This is a genomic window from Massilia sp. TWR1-2-2 (assembly GCF_049897565.1).
GTDB lineage: Bacteria > Pseudomonadota > Gammaproteobacteria > Burkholderiales > Burkholderiaceae_D > JAFCUW01.
Map to the genome: position 1 here is coordinate 82,229 of NZ_JAFCWM010000007.1, position 15,265 is coordinate 97,493.

12 protein-coding genes and 2 pseudogenes are annotated in these 15,265 nt (G+C 65.1%); 8 read left to right on the plus strand and 6 right to left on the minus strand.

Annotated elements, in window-relative coordinates:
- Positions 1 to 36 precede the first annotated feature (36 nt).
- On the minus strand, positions 37 to 612 hold the full coding sequence (locus ACP7DD_RS08630) for a TRAP transporter small permease subunit (RefSeq protein ID WP_426174327.1): 576 nt from the start codon (positions 610 to 612) through the stop codon (positions 37 to 39).
- 18 nt (positions 613 to 630) lie between these two features.
- Positions 631 to 2,028, minus strand: a complete 1,398-nt coding sequence (argH, locus tag ACP7DD_RS08635) for an argininosuccinate lyase (protein ID WP_426174328.1) — start codon at positions 2,026 to 2,028, stop codon at positions 631 to 633.
- 83 nt (positions 2,029 to 2,111) lie between these two features.
- Here argH and ACP7DD_RS08640 point away from each other — a divergent pair, with 83 nt between their 5' ends.
- Both ACP7DD_RS08640 and ACP7DD_RS08645 read left to right on the plus strand, forming a co-directional pair.
- Positions 2,112 to 2,342: a hypothetical protein gene (locus ACP7DD_RS08640; protein WP_426174329.1), complete on the plus strand. Its 231-nt coding sequence runs from the start codon at positions 2,112 to 2,114 to the stop codon at positions 2,340 to 2,342.
- A 112-nt stretch (positions 2,343 to 2,454) separates the two neighbouring features.
- The gene (locus tag ACP7DD_RS08645; RefSeq protein ID WP_426174330.1) at positions 2,455 to 2,880 is read left to right on the plus strand and encodes a GNAT family N-acetyltransferase; all 426 of its coding nucleotides are present in this window, start codon (positions 2,455 to 2,457) and stop codon (positions 2,878 to 2,880) included.
- A gap of 18 nt (positions 2,881 to 2,898) precedes the next feature.
- Here ACP7DD_RS08645 and ACP7DD_RS08650 read toward each other — a convergent pair whose 3' ends face one another.
- Positions 2,899 to 4,017 (minus strand): succinylglutamate desuccinylase/aspartoacylase family protein, encoded by a 1,119-nt coding sequence (locus tag ACP7DD_RS08650; protein ID WP_426174331.1) that lies wholly within the window; start codon positions 4,015 to 4,017, stop codon positions 2,899 to 2,901.
- A 361-nt stretch (positions 4,018 to 4,378) separates the two neighbouring features.
- On the opposite strand from ACP7DD_RS08650, the gene ACP7DD_RS08655 reads away from it, so the two are divergent.
- The 3 genes from ACP7DD_RS08655 to ACP7DD_RS08665 all read left to right on the plus strand — a co-directional run bounded on the left by ACP7DD_RS08655 (position 4,379) and on the right by ACP7DD_RS08665 (position 7,911).
- On the plus strand, positions 4,379 to 5,632 hold the full coding sequence (locus ACP7DD_RS08655; RefSeq protein WP_426174332.1) for a cyanophycinase: 1,254 nt from the start codon (positions 4,379 to 4,381) through the stop codon (positions 5,630 to 5,632).
- A gap of 129 nt (positions 5,633 to 5,761) precedes the next feature.
- A complete protein-coding gene (locus ACP7DD_RS08660) occupies positions 5,762 to 7,177 on the plus strand; it encodes a M64 family metallopeptidase (protein WP_426174333.1) in 1,416 nt (471 codons plus the stop codon).
- Between the two features lie 248 nt (positions 7,178 to 7,425).
- A complete protein-coding gene (locus ACP7DD_RS08665) occupies positions 7,426 to 7,911 on the plus strand; it encodes a hypothetical protein (protein ID WP_426174334.1) in 486 nt (161 codons plus the stop codon).
- A 67-nt stretch (positions 7,912 to 7,978) separates the two neighbouring features.
- Here ACP7DD_RS08665 and ACP7DD_RS08670 read toward each other — a convergent pair.
- Positions 7,979 to 8,140, minus strand: a pseudogene (locus ACP7DD_RS08670) (short-chain dehydrogenase); the annotation flags it as partial.
- On the opposite strand from ACP7DD_RS08670, the pseudogene ACP7DD_RS08675 reads away from it, so the two are divergent.
- Positions 8,118 to 8,721: pseudogene (locus ACP7DD_RS08675) on the plus strand (LysR family transcriptional regulator). The pseudogenes ACP7DD_RS08670 and ACP7DD_RS08675 sit on opposite strands and share 23 nt — an antisense overlap.
- Here the strand turns inward: ACP7DD_RS08675 and parC are convergent.
- Positions 8,672 to 11,077: a DNA topoisomerase IV subunit A gene (gene parC, locus ACP7DD_RS08680; protein WP_426174335.1), complete on the minus strand. Its 2,406-nt coding sequence runs from the start codon at positions 11,075 to 11,077 to the stop codon at positions 8,672 to 8,674. The pseudogene ACP7DD_RS08675 and the gene parC sit on opposite strands and share 50 nt — an antisense overlap.
- Before the next feature lie 72 nt (positions 11,078 to 11,149).
- Entirely contained in the window at positions 11,150 to 13,150 is a 2,001-nt protein-coding gene (locus tag ACP7DD_RS08685; RefSeq protein ID WP_426174336.1) for a DNA topoisomerase IV subunit B, read from the minus strand.
- Between the two features lie 171 nt (positions 13,151 to 13,321).
- Between ACP7DD_RS08685 and ACP7DD_RS08690 the strand changes: the two genes are divergently transcribed.
- Together ACP7DD_RS08690 and ACP7DD_RS08695 are read left to right on the plus strand one after the other, a co-directional pair.
- Positions 13,322 to 14,149 (plus strand): response regulator, encoded by an 828-nt coding sequence (locus ACP7DD_RS08690; RefSeq protein ID WP_426174337.1) that lies wholly within the window; start codon positions 13,322 to 13,324, stop codon positions 14,147 to 14,149.
- 64 nt (positions 14,150 to 14,213) lie between these two features.
- Positions 14,214 to 15,221 (plus strand): gamma-glutamyl-gamma-aminobutyrate hydrolase family protein, encoded by a 1,008-nt coding sequence (locus ACP7DD_RS08695; RefSeq protein ID WP_426174338.1) that lies wholly within the window; start codon positions 14,214 to 14,216, stop codon positions 15,219 to 15,221.
- The last annotated feature ends 44 nt before the right edge of the window (positions 15,222 to 15,265 follow it).

Sequence of the window (15,265 nt, forward strand, 5' to 3'; positions counted from 1 at the left end):
GTGTCCCCGGGTGCTTTGTTATTGTGCGATCGTGCGTTACAGCTGGTTGGCTGACTTGATCGCTTCGATTTCTTGTTCCGGCGTGGTGACGTGCTTGGCGAACTCGTGGCCGTCGATGCGGCCGGCCAAAAACTCGATGCGCTTGATGATCTCGGAGAACGCCTGCAGCAGCAGCAGCAGGAAGCCGAACGGCACCAGCAGCTTGACCGGCCAGACGATCAGTCCCCCGGCGCTGCTCGACATTTCGGCGGTGCTGATCGAATAGCGCGCGAACGGGATGCCGTAGTAGATGACGATCAGGCACACCGGCAGCAGGAACAGCAGGTAGCCGAACAGATCGATCCAGACCTGGGTGCGTTTCGAGAAGAGGCTGGTGACGACGTCGATGCGCACATGCTCGTCGCGCTTGAGGGTGTGCGCGCTGGCCAGCATGAACACCGCCGCGAACAGGTACCACTGGATCTCGAGCCAGCTGTTGGAGCTCATCTTGAAGGTGTAGCGCACCAGCGCGTTGCCGGTGCAGATGATCACCGCGATCAGCAGCGCCCAGCTGACCGCGCCGGCAATGACTTCGTTGAGTTTATCGATCGCGCGCGAAATGGACATGAACATGGACCGCTCCTGGGTAGGTCAGTCGGCCAACTGGCCGCGCACGCGCGCGATGGCGGCGCGTACCTGGCGCGGCGCGGTGCCGCCGACATGGTCGCGCGCGGCCACCGAGCCTTCGAGCGTGAGCACGGCGAAGACGTCGTCGCCGATCAGCGGCGAAAACTCGCGCAGCCGTTCGAGCGACATCTCCGACAGGTCGCACCTGGCGTCGTCGCAGGCGCGCACCGCGCGCGCCACCGCTTCGTGGGCGTCGCGAAACGGCAGGCCCTTCTTGACCAGGTAGTCGGCCAGGTCGGTCGCGGTGGCATAGCCCTGCAGCGCGGCCGCACGCATCGCTTCCGGCTTGACGGTGATCCCGCCGGCCATGTCGGCGAAAATGCGCAAGGTGTCGACAACGGTGTCGACGGTGTCGAACAGCGGTTCCTTGTCTTCCTGGTTGTCCTTGTTGTAGGCCAGCGGCTGGCCCTTCATCAGGGTCAGCAGGCCCATCAGGTCGCCGTAGACGCGGCCGGTTTTACCGCGCGCCAATTCCGGCACGTCGGGGTTTTTCTTTTGCGGCATGATCGACGAGCCGGTGCAGAAGCGGTCGGCGATGTCGATGAAGCCGACCCGGGGACTCATCCAGATCACCAGTTCTTCCGACATGCGCGAGACGTGCATCATCACCAGGGCGCCGGCGGCGCAAAACTCGATCGCGAAATCGCGGTCCGAGACGGCGTCGAGCGAGTTGTGGCAGACGTCGTCAAAGCCGAGCGTGCGGGCGACGCGTTCGCGGTCGATCGGGAACGTGGTGCCGGCCAGCGCGGCGGCGCCGAGCGGCAGGCGGTTGACGCGCTTTCTCGCATCCTGCATGCGCTCGACATCGCGGCCGAACATCTCGACGTAGGCCAGCATGTGGTGGCCGAACGTGATTGGCTGCGCCACCTGCATGTGGGTAAAGCCCGGCATGATGGTGTCGGCGTGCTGCTCGGCCAGGTCGGTCAGCGCGCCGCGCAGCGACTGCAGCAGCAGCACAATGTCGTCGATGGCCGCACGAACGTACAGGCGGATGTCGGTGGCCACCTGGTCGTTGCGCGACCGGCCGGTGTGCAGCCGCTTGCCGGCGTCGCCAACCAGTTCAGTGAGGCGCTTTTCGATATTCAGGTGGACGTCTTCCAGGTCGAGCAGCCATTCGAAGCTGCCGGCGTCGATCTCGCTTTTGATCTGGGCCATGCCGCGCTCGATTTCGGCGCGGTCGGCAGCGCTGATGATGCCCTGCGCGGCCAGCATTTCGGCGTGCGCGAGCGAGCCTTCGATGTCGAACATGGCGAGGCGCTTGTCGAAAAATACCGAGGCAGTGTAGCGTTTGACGAGGTCCGAGACGGGTTCGGAAAAGCGCGCCGACCAGGCTTCGCCCTTGTTGGAGAATTGTGCGGTCATGATGTAAGGCCTATGTGATTTACCTGATTATAAACAAGGAAGGAGGGTGGACGTGACTTTCGGGGGGAAATGGCCGAATATGGATGGGTGGCCCCCGCTCGTCGTGCCCGCCATTGGCGGACCCGCGGACCCGACTTCCCGCCTGCAGCGCGTGCGAATGGCGCCACGCGCCGAATGACGCCAGGCCGTTCCAGCGCGGCATCAACAGCATCCAGCTGGTCCACGACGGCCGGCGCTGGTGGGTCGCCAGCCTGCTGTGGCGCGCCGAGGGCGACAAGAGCCCGCTGCCGCAGCGCTGCCTGAAGAGCCGCTGAGCGAAACTTCTGCGCCGTCAACGGGTCAGACTTTCTTTTGCACCAAGCGCTATTGAGCCAATCCGGGCGGCGCAAACGACGGTAGAATTGATTTTTTTGCAGGATGACTTTAATGTCCAGTTTTGAGATCAGTACAGACCGGTCGGAGCTCGACGTTCCGCTGATATACCGGTTCCTCAGCGAGCAGTCGTCGTGGGCGGTGGGCATCTCGCGCGCCATCGTCGACCGGGCCATCGAAAATTCGCTGTGCTTCGGCGGCTATGTCGATGGGCGGCAGGTCGCCTTCGCCAGGGTGGTGACCGATTTCGCCACCTTCGGCAACCTGGTCGACATGTTCGTCATTCCCGAATACCGCAGCCGCGGGTTTGCCGAAGAACTGCTCGAGGCGGTGATGAACCACCCCAGCCTGCAAGGCTTGCGCCGGTTCACGCTGGCCACCGGCGACTGCCACGGCCTGTACGAAAAGTTCGGCTTCGCCCCGCCGCAGCGGCCGGAAACGCTGATGGAACGCTACTTCCCGAACATCTACCTGTCGTAGCGCGGGTCTAGCCAGCGCTCATGAGCTGAGCAGCTTGCCGGCGCGGAATGCCTTGGCGCCGGCGATTTTGCCGACCGCCATGCCGCGCAGCAGGTGGCGATGGGCGGTGCGGGCAAAGAACACGCCAGGCACCGTCGGGCGCAGCGTGCTCACTGCGCCGCTGACCGGGTCGATCAGGTCGGCGATGGCCTCGCCTGCTTCGACGACGTCGCCCAGCTGCTTGAGGAACACCAGCACGCCTGCATGCGGCGCGACGATCGGCTCGACCCCTTCGAGCGGCGTCGGCGCGCACCGCGGCGCCGGCAGCGCTTCGAGCGCGACGTCGATGACGCCGCTGTGGCCGAGAAACTGCAGCAGCGCTTGCGCATCTTGTTGCGCCAGTTCATAGCTGACATCCATCTCGCCGCGCAGTTCGACCGTCGTCGACAGGCAGGCCGGCGGAATCGGGAACGCCGGGCCGAAATGGGCCGCGAGGTCCCACCACAGCCGGCTGCACGCTTCATCGAACGGCTCCTCGCCCGCTTCGAGCGCCAGCAGCACCGCGCGCGCGCCCATCAGCGCCGACAGCGGCGCCACCGCATCGGCCAGCGGCGTGCCGGTATAGATGTGCACCACGGCTTCGTTATCGCAATGCAGGTCGAGCACGATGTCGGCGTCGATCGCCATTCCCAGCAAAATCTTCTTGAGCGCGTCGGCATCGGTGGCCGGCCGCCAGTTCGCCACCGACGCGCGCGCGTGCTCGCGCAGCAGCGCGACGTTGGCGGCGGCATCTGGCCCCAGCTTGCCTTCGAGCGACACCTTCAGGTCGCCGGCGACGTGCTTGTAGGCGCGGTTGAAGTTGGTGCCGGTGGACAGGTCGAAGCGGCCGAACGGCGCGCCGTGGATTGCCTGCGCCAGGCCGAGCGGATTGGCCGCCGGCACCAGGATGACTTCGCCGAGCACCTTGCCTTGCGCTTCGAGCGCCGTCAGTTCGGTGCGCAAGAATTGCGACACCAGCATGCCGGGCACTTCGTCAGCGTGCAGCGCCGCCTGGATGTAGACCTTTTTGCCATGGCCGGGGGTGCCGAAGTGGAAGCTGGCCAGCTGGTAGCTGCCGCCGCCTTCGGTGGTGGAAATCTGCTGTCGGTGTACTTGCATGATGGTGGCCTGGTGCCTGGTGTTAAGGATCAGCGCACAGTGTGGCATATCCCTTGGCTGATCGACAAGGCCGCACGTGTGCGCCGCGGGAGGTGGCGTATATAGATAGCGCGGCCGGTATTGAATGGTTTGCGCAGTGGCAAACAGACGGTCACGGCGGCGAGTAACCTAGGTGTGCGCAACCTTGCGACCTGCTTCTTCGGCAAAGTGTATATTTCACAATAGGCTATGACCCGATTAACACGGACAAGCGTGGCCGCCGCGCCTGCGCCCGAGTGCACCTTGTGCACCGGCGCAGCGCTGACAGCTGCGAGGCCGACGGGTGAGTGAACTGCTCGCCCTTTTTTTTGAAGGAAGCATCATGTTATCCCTCCTTTGCCGCGTCGCGCTGGTAATGTCGCTGACCGCTGTCGCAAGCGCTCAGGCGGCCCCGGCGCCGGCCAGTCCCAAAGGTTCGCTGGTGATCATCGGCGGCGCCCTGCGTGCCGACAACGCAGCCGTCTGGGAGCGCATCGTCAAGTTGGCCGGCGGCGAAGGCGCCCGTATCGCCGTGTTCGCGTCGGCGTCGGCCAGTCCGGAAAAGGCCGCCAAATTCAATATGGGACAGCTCGACCATTACGGCGCCGACGCCTTCTTTATCCCGGTCGCGGTCAAGCTGGCCGGCACCGATTACCTCGCCGCGGCCGACGATCCGAAGCTCGCCGCGCAGGTACGCAGCGCCGGCGGCGCCTACTTCGCCGGCGGCGACCAGGGCCGCATCACGCGCGCGCTGATCCGGCCCGACGGCAGCAATTCGCTGGTGCTCGAAGCGCTGTGGGACATGTACCGCAAGGGCGGCGTGATCGCCGGCTCCAGCGCCGGCGCCGCCATCATGAGCAGCACCATGTTCGACGAGCCGAAGACGGTGCTCTCGACCCTCAAGCAGGGCGTGGCGGAAGGCCAGGAGATCTCGCCCGGACTCGGCTTCATCGGCAACGACGTCTTCATCGACCAGCACCTGCTGGTGCGCGGGCGTTTCGCGCGCATGCTGCCGGCCATGCTCAAGAAGGGCTACAAGCTTGGCCTGGGCATCGACGAGAACACCGCGATGGTGGTCGGCCCGACGCGCGAGGTTGAAGTGATCGGCTACAAGGGCGCGCTGCTGATCGACCTGGGCTCGGCCAGCACCGAGCCTGGCGCCTTCAACCTGTCGAATGCCAAGGTGAGCTACCTCGACAGCGGCGACCGCTTCAACATCGCCACCGGCGCGTTCACGCCGTCGGCCGACAAAGTCGACGGCAAGCTCGATCCGGCCAGGCCGTACTATCGCGAGCCGCTGTTCAATGCCGACATCCTTGGCAACACGACGGTGGTCGACCTGATGGGCAAGCTGATCGACAGCGACCAGCCCGAAGCGATCGGCCTCACGCTCGGCAGCCCGCGCAGCGTGCAGCCCGATCTCGGCTTCGAGTTCCGCTTCAGCCGCGACCGCGACAGCGTCGGCTACCTGTCGGCCGCGTCCGAGACGTACTCGGTCTACCACGTCCGGCTCGACATCCGTCCCATCCAGATCCGCCTGCCGCTGTACCAGTACAAGCAGGATATCGGCCGGGTGGCGCAGAACGGCCGCGACTAGTCGCTACAGCACCAAGACCGTCCTGATGCGGGGGCGGCCTCACCCTCACCAATTTCCCTTTCAACTTCCCTCATGGCGTCGCGGCCGGGATTACAATGCTGCTCATTGTTAATCCCGCGAGGTGCACCCATGTCCCTGTTCCGTTCCCTGGCTGGCGCGCTGGCGCTCGCTGCCGCCGGCTTGGCCCACGCGCAGGCGCCGGCCACCATCCGCGTCGACTACCTCCACAGCGGTAACGCGCTGTCGGACAGCTACGCCATCGAGCGCGTGCTGGTCGAACCGCTGCCATGGCCCGGCAACCTGGCGCAAAACCTGGACAACACGGACCGCGGCCAGAACCGCGTCGAAGTGGTCGACGCCAAGACCGGCGACCTGCTGTACTCGCGCGGCTTCTCCACCATCTTCGGCGAGTGGCGCACCACCGACGAAGCGACCAGGATGAGCCGCGGTTTCCACGAGTCGGTGCGCTTTCCGCAGCAGGACAAGCCGGTGCGCGTGCGCATCCTCAAGCGCGACGAGCGCAACCAGTTTTCGGTGGTGTGGAGCGTCGACGTCGACAGCGCCGCGCCGGAGGTTATTCGCAAGCAGGCGCCGGCGCCGGCGCCCGCCATTCCGATCCGGGTCAGCGGCCCGTCGCCCGACAAGGTCGACCTGCTGATCCTCGGCGACGGCTACACCGCCGCCGATATGCCGAAGTTCGAAGCCGACGCGCGGCGCCTGGCCGATCACCTGTTCAAGGTGTCGCCGTTTCGCCAGCGCGCGGCCGACTTCAACGTCTGGGGCATGGCGGTGCCGACCCAGGAGGGCGGCGTGTCGCGCCCGTCGACCGGCGTGCACCACGCGTCGGCGCTGGGCAGCCGCTACGATATTTTCGGCAGCGAGCGTTATGTGCTCACGCTCGACAACCGCGCGCTGCGCGACATCGCCCAGCACGCGCCGTACGAGTTCATCGAAATTTTGGTCAACAACGACACCTACGGCGGCGGCGGCATCTTCGGCCAGTTCAGCACCGCGGCGGCCGGCAACGACTGGGCCAACTACCTGTTCGTGCACGAATTCGGCCACCACTTCGCCGGCCTGGCCGACGAGTACTACACGTCGCCGGTAGCCTATGCAACGGGCGGCGCCCGCGTCGAGCCGTGGGAGCCGAACGTGACGGCGCTGCGCGACCCGGCCAAACTGAAATGGAAGCGCCACGTCAAGGCCGGCACGCCGCTGCCGACGCCTTGGCCGAAAGCGACCTACGAGGAAAATTCACGCGCCTACCAGGCGCGCCGGGCGGCGCTGCGCAAGGCCAACCGGCCCGAGTCGGAGATGAGCGCGCTGTTTCGCGAAGACCTGGCGCACACCAACGCCTTGTTTTCGCCGGCGCCGCACCGGCATGCCGTCGGCGCCTTCGAAGGGGCCAATTACGAGGCGACCGGTTACTACCGCTCCGAGATGCAGTGCATCATGTTCGATCGAAGTGAAACTTTCTGTAACGTCTGTCAGGATGGAATCAGCACCATTATCGACCTTTACGCCCGTGTGGGCGGGCGAAAGTAAGGTGATTGGCGGCATCAATGTAAATATGGCCGCGTGTCAACCGATTAACGATGTGCCACGTTTAGGGAGGGAACAGCGAGGTCATGTGTGTACGGTAGCGTACCGACCATGTTGTTGAGACGTCATATTCTTGCCTCGTTCCCTTGCGAAAGTTTCGGACGAGAAATGAAAGAAGACGATCGGACTGTCGCCTGACCAGGCCCGGCCCACAACGTCCAGAACCCTACTCATCACTTAAAGGAAACACCATGAATAAAGTACTCGCTGCCCTGATCGCTGGTCTGTTCGCTACTTCGGTGTACGCACAAGCTCCTGCCGTCGCTCCGGCAACCCCAGCTGTGACCAAAGCTGCAGTGAAAGCTGAAAAGACCGTTGTGAAAGCCGAAGCTGCTGAAGCCAAAGACGTCGCCAAAGCTGACGAAAAAGCTGCAAAGGCACTGGCCAAGGCCGACGAAAAGAAAGCTAAAGCAGCCGCTAAAGCTGAAAAAGCAAAAGCTTCGGCCGCTGCAAAAGTCGGCAAGGCCGATGCAGAAGACAAAATGAAAGCAGAAGCCAAGGCCGACACCAAAGTCGCCAAAGCTGACCTGAAAGCTGAAAAGACCATGGTCAAAGCCGACGCTAAAGCTGAAAAAGCTGTCGTCGAAGCGAAGGCTGACAAAGCTGTCGCCGCCGCCAAGACCACCGAAAAGAAAGCTGAAGCAGCTGCTGACGTGAAGAAAGCCGCTGCCAAGTAATTCGGGCTGCGGTAATCAAAAAGGACAGCGCGAGCTGTCCTTTTTTTTTGCCCGCAGCGAAAGCAGGTCAGAGGAGCATTCCGCCCGATGCTTCTACCCGCTGGCCATCGATCCCGCCGCTGTTTTCTCCCGACAGGCTGGCGATCGCGCCGCCGATATCTTCCGGCAGGCCGACCCGGCCCAGCGCCGTTTGCGACGCCACAAAGCTGATCAACTGCGCATTGTCGCGCCCCGAGCTGGCCAGTTTTACGCAGGCGGCGGACAGCCTGGGCATGTCGAAGGCGGCGGTATCGACGGCGATCCGCCAGCTCGAGACCGGACTGGGCACGCGCTTGCTGCAGCGGACCACGCGCCGGGTGCACATGACGCCGGACGGCATGACGTTTCATGAGCGCAGCAAGCACATGCTCGACGAGATGGAAGAGCTGCAAACGCTGTTTCGCCATGGCGCCGCCGAGCTGAGCGGACGCCTGCGCGTCGACATGCCGGTGGCCGTGGCGCGCAACATCGTCATCCCGCTGCTGCCGCGCCTACCAGGCAGCGTGCCTGGCCGGACTTGGCATCATCCAGGCGCCGCGCACCGGTGTCGGCGAACTGCTGGCAAGCGGCCAGCTCGTTGCGGTGCTCGGTGAGTACCGCGCGGCGCCGATGCCGGTGACCTTGCTATACCCGAACCGGCGCCACGTCGCCATGCGCGCGCAGCGCTCCATGCAGTGGATCGCCGACATCATGCAGCCGCATGTCGACGATGCGGGCGTGGTCAGAGCGCGTCCGACTCCGTACTGCGCATCGCCAGCGACACCGCTTTGACCTTCTGCACCAGCGCCTTGCCCTTGAGCGCACGCTTGCCGAAGTGCGGCTCGAGGCTTGATGCGAACAGTTCGACCACGCGCGGCTTCGCGCCGGCCCAGGTGCCGATCACGTTGAGGCCTTTCTGCGTGATCGGCTGCACCGCCAGCAGCTTCTCTTTCGGCTCGAGGTGCATCAGGATCACGCCGCGCCCGCCGTTGGTGAGCACCTTCATCTCGTTCATGCCGAACACCAGCACGCGTCCCTTTTCGGACAGGCATGCCAGCGCGCCGGCCTTGTCGCCGACCACGCGCGGCGGCAGCGGCACTTCGCCGGCGTCGAGCGTGAGGAACGATTTGCCGCCCTTCAGGCGGCTCACCATGTCGCCCGCTTTCGACAAGAAACCGTAGCCGCCGGACGACGCCAGCACCAGCTGCGTCTGCGCGCTGCCGGCGAAGTAGTTCAGGATGCGCGCGCCGCCCGACAAGTCGACCAGGGTGGTGATTGGCACGCCATCGCCGCGCGCGCCAGGCAGCGCCGCCACCGGCACCGAATACACCTTGCCGTTGTCGCCGAAGGCGAGCAGCGTGTCGACGGTGCGGCACTCGAAGGCGCCGTACATCGCGTCGCCGGCCTTGAAGGTGAACTGGGCGGCGTCGTGGCCGATGCCGGTACGCGCGCGCACCCAGCCTTTTTCCGACACGATCACGGTGACCGGTTCGTCGATGACCTTCTGCTCGGAGACTGCTTTCTGCGCTTCTTCGATCACGGTGCGGCGCACGTCGCCGAACGCCTTGGCGTCGGCTTCGATTTCGCGGATGATCACGCGCTTCATCGTCGACGGGTTGTCGAGGATGTCTTGCAGCGTCGCTTTTTCCTTGCGCAGTTCGGCCAGCTCCTGCTGAATCTTGATCGTTTCCAGGCGCGCCAGCTGGCGCAGGCGGATCTCGAGGATGTCCTCGGCCTGGCGGTCGGACAAGCGGAATTCGGCGATCAGCGCCGCCTTCGGCTCGTCCGAATTGCGGATGATCTTGATCACCTTGTCGATGTTGAGCAGGATCGCCTCGCGCCCTTCGAGGATGTGGATGCGGTCGTCGACCTTGCCCATCTTGAATTCAGTGCGGCGCTTGACCGTGATGAAGCGGAATTCGATCCACTCGCGCAGGATGTCGCCCAGGCCTTTCTGGCGCGGGCGGCCGTCGCCGCCGATCATCACCAGGTTGATCGAATTGGACGACTCCAGCGAGGTATGCGCGAGCAGCATCAGCATGAACTCGCCCTGGTCCTGGTTCTTCGACTTCGGCTCGAACACCAGGCGCACCGGCGCGGCGCGGCCCGATTCGTCGCGGATCGTGTCGAGCGAACCGAGGATGGTCTGCTTCATCGTCAGCTGCTCGGGCGACAGCGCCTTCTTGCCCATCCTGATTTTCGGGTTGGTCAGCTCCTCGATTTCTTCGAGCACCTTCTGCGACGAGGTCCCCGGCGGCAGTTCGGTCACGACCGCCTGCCACTGGCCGCGCGCCAGCTCTTCGATCTTCCAGCGCGCGCGCACCTTCATGCTGCCGCGGCCGGTGGCGTACATCTCGGCGATCTGCGATGCCGGCGTGATGATCTGGCCGCCGCCCGGGAAGTCCGGGCCCGGGATGATCGCCATCAGTTCGGCGTGGGTGATCTTCGGGTCGCGGATCATCGCCACCGCCGCCTTGGCCACTTCGGCCAGGTTGTGCGACGGGATCTCGGTAGCGAGACCGACGGCGATGCCGGAGGCGCCATTGAGCAGCACCATCGGCAGGCGCGCCGGCAGCGTTTTCGGTTCGACCGTGGAGCCGTCGTAGTTCGGCTGGAAGTCGACCGTGCCCTGGTCGATTTCGTCCATCAGCAGGCGCGCGATCGGCGTCAAGCGCGCCTCGGTGTAGCGCATTGCCGCGGCGCCGTCGCCATCGCGCGAGCCGAAGTTACCCTGGCCGTCGATCAGCGGATAGCGCAGCGAGAAGTCCTGCGCCATGCGCACCAGCGCGTCGTAGACCGACTGATCGCCGTGCGGGTGGAGTTTGCCCAGCACGTCGCCGACGACCGCGGCCGACTTGCGTGGCTTGGAGGTCGGGCCGAGCCCGAGTTCATTCATCGCGTACAGGATGCGGCGCTGGACCGGTTTCTGGCCGTCGCACACGTCCGGCAGCGCGCGGCCCTTGACGACCGACACGGCGTAGTCGAGGTAGGCGCGCTCGGCGAACGTCGACAGCGTCAGCCAGTCGTCGCCGTCGCCTGGTGGCGGCGGTGGAGGCGGCGCCAGCTCATGCGGCGGCGGCGGCGGCGGAGGCGCTTCGCCGCCCGGCGGCGCCGGCGGCACATCAAATAAGGTTGCTTGTGATGACATAAAATTTAATCTAACTCAATTCGGGGTCAGACCTAGGTCTGACCCCGATGTTATCTAACCCGGTGTTGGTGCTTAAATGTCGGCTTCGGTTTCGTTGCCGTGCTCTTCGATCCAGGCGCGGCGGGCGGCGGCTTCGCCTTTGCCCATCAGCATGTTGAAGCGCGCCGACGAGTCGACGTGGTTGAAGCTGCCCAGCGATACCGGCAACAGCCGCCGCGTGTCGGGGTTCATCGTCGTTTCCCACAGTTGCTCGGCGTTCATCTCACCGAGGCCCTTGAAGCGCGAAATGCCCCACGCGCCTTCCTTCACGCCATCCTTGCGCAGCTTGTCTTCGATCGCCACCAGCTCGCCGGCATCCAACGCGTACAGCTTCTGGATCGGTTTCTTGCCGCGCGCCGGCGCATCAACCCGGAACAGCGGCGGGCGCGCGATGCAGATGTTGCCATTGGTGAACAGGGCCGGGAAATGTTTGAAGAACAAAGTGAGCAGCAGCACCTGGATATGCGAGCCGTCGACGTCGGCGTCGGACAGGATGCAGATCTTGCCGTAGCGTAGGCCCGACAGGTCCGGGCTGTCGCCGTGACTGTGCGGGTCGACGCCGATCGCCACCGCGATGTCGTGGATCTCGTTGTTGGCAAACAGCCGGTCGCGGTCGGTCTCCCACGAATTGAGCACCTTGCCGCGCAGCGGCAAGATGGCCTGGAATTCCTTGTCGCGCCCCATCTTGGCCGAGCCGCCGGCCGAGTCGCCCTCGACCAGGAAAATCTCGTTGCGGGCGATGTCGGACGATTCGCAGTCGGTCAGCTTGCCGGGCAGTACCGCCACGCCGGACGACTTCTTCTTCTCGACTTTTTGCAGCGAACGCAGGCGCGACTGCGCCTGCTTGATGACCAGCTCGGCGAGCTTCTTGCCGTATTCGACGTGATGGTTCAGCCACACTTCGAGCGGCGGCTTGGTGAAGGTCGATACCAGCCGCACCGCGTCGCGCGAATTGAGCCGCTCCTTGATCTGGCCCTGGAATTGCGGGTCGAGCACCTTGGCCGACAGTACGAACGAGACGCGCGCGAAGACGTCTTCGGGCAGCAGCTTGACCCCTTTCGGCAGCAGCGAGTGCATCTCGACGAAGTTCTTCACGGCGCCATACAGGCCGTCGCGCAGGCCCGATTCGTGGGTGCCGCCATTCGACGTCGGAATCAGGTTGACGTACGACTCGCGCACCACGGCGCCTTCCTCGGTCCAGGCCACCACCCACGCGGCGCCTTCGCCCTCGGCAAAGCCTTCCGACTCGGCGCTGGCGTACTGCGCGCCTTCGAATACGGGAATCACGGTCTCGCCGCCGCCGGTGGTCTGCGCCAGCATCTCGTTGAGGTAACCGCGCAGGCCCTCGTCGTACTTCCAGGTCTGCACGTCGCCGGTCTTGGCCGTCGTCAAGGTGACGGTCACGCCGGGCAGCAGCACCGCTTTCGAGCGCAGCAGGCGCGACAGCTCGACGGCGGAAATCGTCGGCGAATCAAAATACTTCGGATTGGGCCAGGCAGTCACGCGCGTGCCGGACTTCTTGCCGTCGCGCGGGGCAGGGCGCGAGTTGAGCGGCTCGATGACGTCGCCGTCGGCAAAAACCAGGTGGTGCAGGCCGTTGCCGTCGCTCTCCTTGCGCCAGACCGTGATCTCGAGGCGCGCCGACAGCGCGTTGGTAACCGATACGCCGACGCCGTGCAGGCCGCCCGAAAACGCATAGGCGCCGCCCGAACCCTTGTCGAACTTGCCGCCGGCGTGCAGGCGGGTGAAGACGATTTCCACGGTCGGCACGTTTTCTTCCGGGTGCAAGCCGACCGGGATGCCGCGGCCGTCGTCCTCCACCGTGATCGAGCCGTCGACGTTGATCGTCACGCCGATGTTGTGGCAATGCCCACCAAGCGCCTCGTCGGAGGCGTTGTCGATCACTTCCTGGATGATGTGCAGCGGATTTTCGGTGCGGGTGTACATGCCCGGGCGCTGTTTGACAGGTTCGAGTCCCTTGAGGACGCGGATCGATGATTCGCTGTAGTCGGATGCGGGTTTTTTAGTGGCCATACTGGTTTTCATTTATGCGGATGCCTGCGCATTCTATCTTGTCGGGCGGAAAAGGCAGAACTTGGCGAGAATGATTCTACTTGCCAGCGCGCGCGATTGTGGTTAGATTCATACGGCAGGCGCGCCAGTTGGCCGCAGCCTCGTCCCCAGTGCCGTTTTTCGATGCAAAAAATGCATTCTCCAAAATATCCGTTCGCCGTGCGCCTGATCGGTTTCGACGCCGCCGAGGCCGCCCAGGTCTGCGCTGCGCTGGCGCAGGCGCCGGCCGCGGGACCGTCGTATTTTTGCCTGCTCGACGACAGTTTGCAAGAGCCGGACCTGTATATCGCCAACGCCGACGACCTGTTGGCGCTGACGCGCCTGTCGGCCGCCAATCCCACCGACGTCACGCCCGCGCTGCTGGTCGGCCAGGCCGCCGCCGCCTTCGCCTTCCCGCAGCTGGCCCGGCCGATCGACCCGGTGCGCATGCACCATCTGCTGGCGCAACTGATTGCCAGGCGCGCGCAGGCGCTGGCGCAGTTGACCGCGCGCGGCCAGCTGCCGGTGGTGATCGAGCGGCGCCGCCGGCCGCGCCTCGACATGGACCTGACCGACCCGGCGCTGATCGAGCAAAAACGCAAGGAGCCGCCGGCCGGCGCCATCCTGATCGTCGACAAGGGCGGCGCCTTCCGCGACCACGTCGCCAGGGTGCTCGGCGCGCGCCGCCTGCCGGTCGAATGGACCGACAGCGCCGGCACCGCGCTGCGCCTGTGCGACGAAACGTCGGTGTCGGTGTTGATGATCAATACCTCGACGCCGCAGGTCGACCCGTACCGGCTGTGCGCCGACGTCAAGGGCCTGCCGACGGCCGAGCGCACCGCGGTGGTATTCCTGGTCGGGCGCAGCTTCAGCTACGACGCGCCGCGCGCCCGCGCGGTCGGCGTGCGCGGCATGCTCGACAAGCCGGTCGCCGACCGCCACTTGTGTTCGGCGATCAAGAAGCTGATGTCGCTGCCCTGATTGCCTACGCGACTTTGTTACGAATTTAAATCGTGCGTCCCGGCAGCGGCGCTATAGTTGAGGCATGTCAGACACCGACAAGCCCGATCCGCTCATCGCCGAACGGCGCGCCAACCCTGAACCGGACGGTCCGCCGGCGCGCGTTCCCGACCGCCGCGCCCGCGAGCACGAGGTCGGGCGCGGCGCGCGCACCCCGCCTTACCAGCGCAGCCACGACACGCCGCTGGCGCTGGCCGGCCGGGTCATCTCGTCGCGCTGGCGGTCGGTGCGCGAGCGCTTCAGCCGCGACTTCATGCGCCGCACCCTCAACATCGGCGTCTCGGCGCGCATCTTCCATCCGGAGGCCGGCTCGACCGGCCTGCGCTCGAAGAACCTGCAATACCTTGAAGAGTCGATCGCCCAATGGGTGATGTCGCGCGACGTGCTGGTGTTCATGATTCCGACGGTGAATACCAATGGCCTGCTCCATCCGAGCAACATCACCTTGCGCCACTATGCGCGCCACCTCGACGGCCTGGTGCTGCAGGGCGGCGCCGACGTCTCGCCGCAAACCTATTCCGAAGCGGCCACGCGGCCCGAGTGGGGCGGCGACCGCGCGCGCGACCTGTATGAACTGGAACTGCTGCACGAATTCGTCGAAGCGGGCAAGCCGGTGCTGGGCATTTGCCGCGGCTGCCAGCTGATCAATGTGGCCTTCGGCGGCAGCCTGTACCAGGACGTCGCCACCAACGTGCCGCAGGCCCTGGCGCACGTGCACCCGGACTACGATGCCCATCGCCATTCGATCGTGTTCCCGCCCGGCTCGTCGCTGGGCAAGATGTTCCCGAAGCAGCAGCGGCCGGTCGTCAATTCGATCCACCACCAGGCGGTGAAGGAGCTCGGGCGCGACATCGTCGTCGAGGCGATGTCCGATCCGGACGGCATCGTCGAAGCGATCCGCTACCAGCGCGCCGATTTCGTGATGGGGCTGCAATGGCATCCCGAGTTCCACCGCGCCGGCGGCCAGGAGCTGCTCGACTGCACGCCGATCCTCGACGAATTTCTACGCGCCGCCCGCGAAACCCGGTTCTAGGGTCAGACCCCGGTTCTTCCGTTAGGGGGGCTGAGCCCGGTATG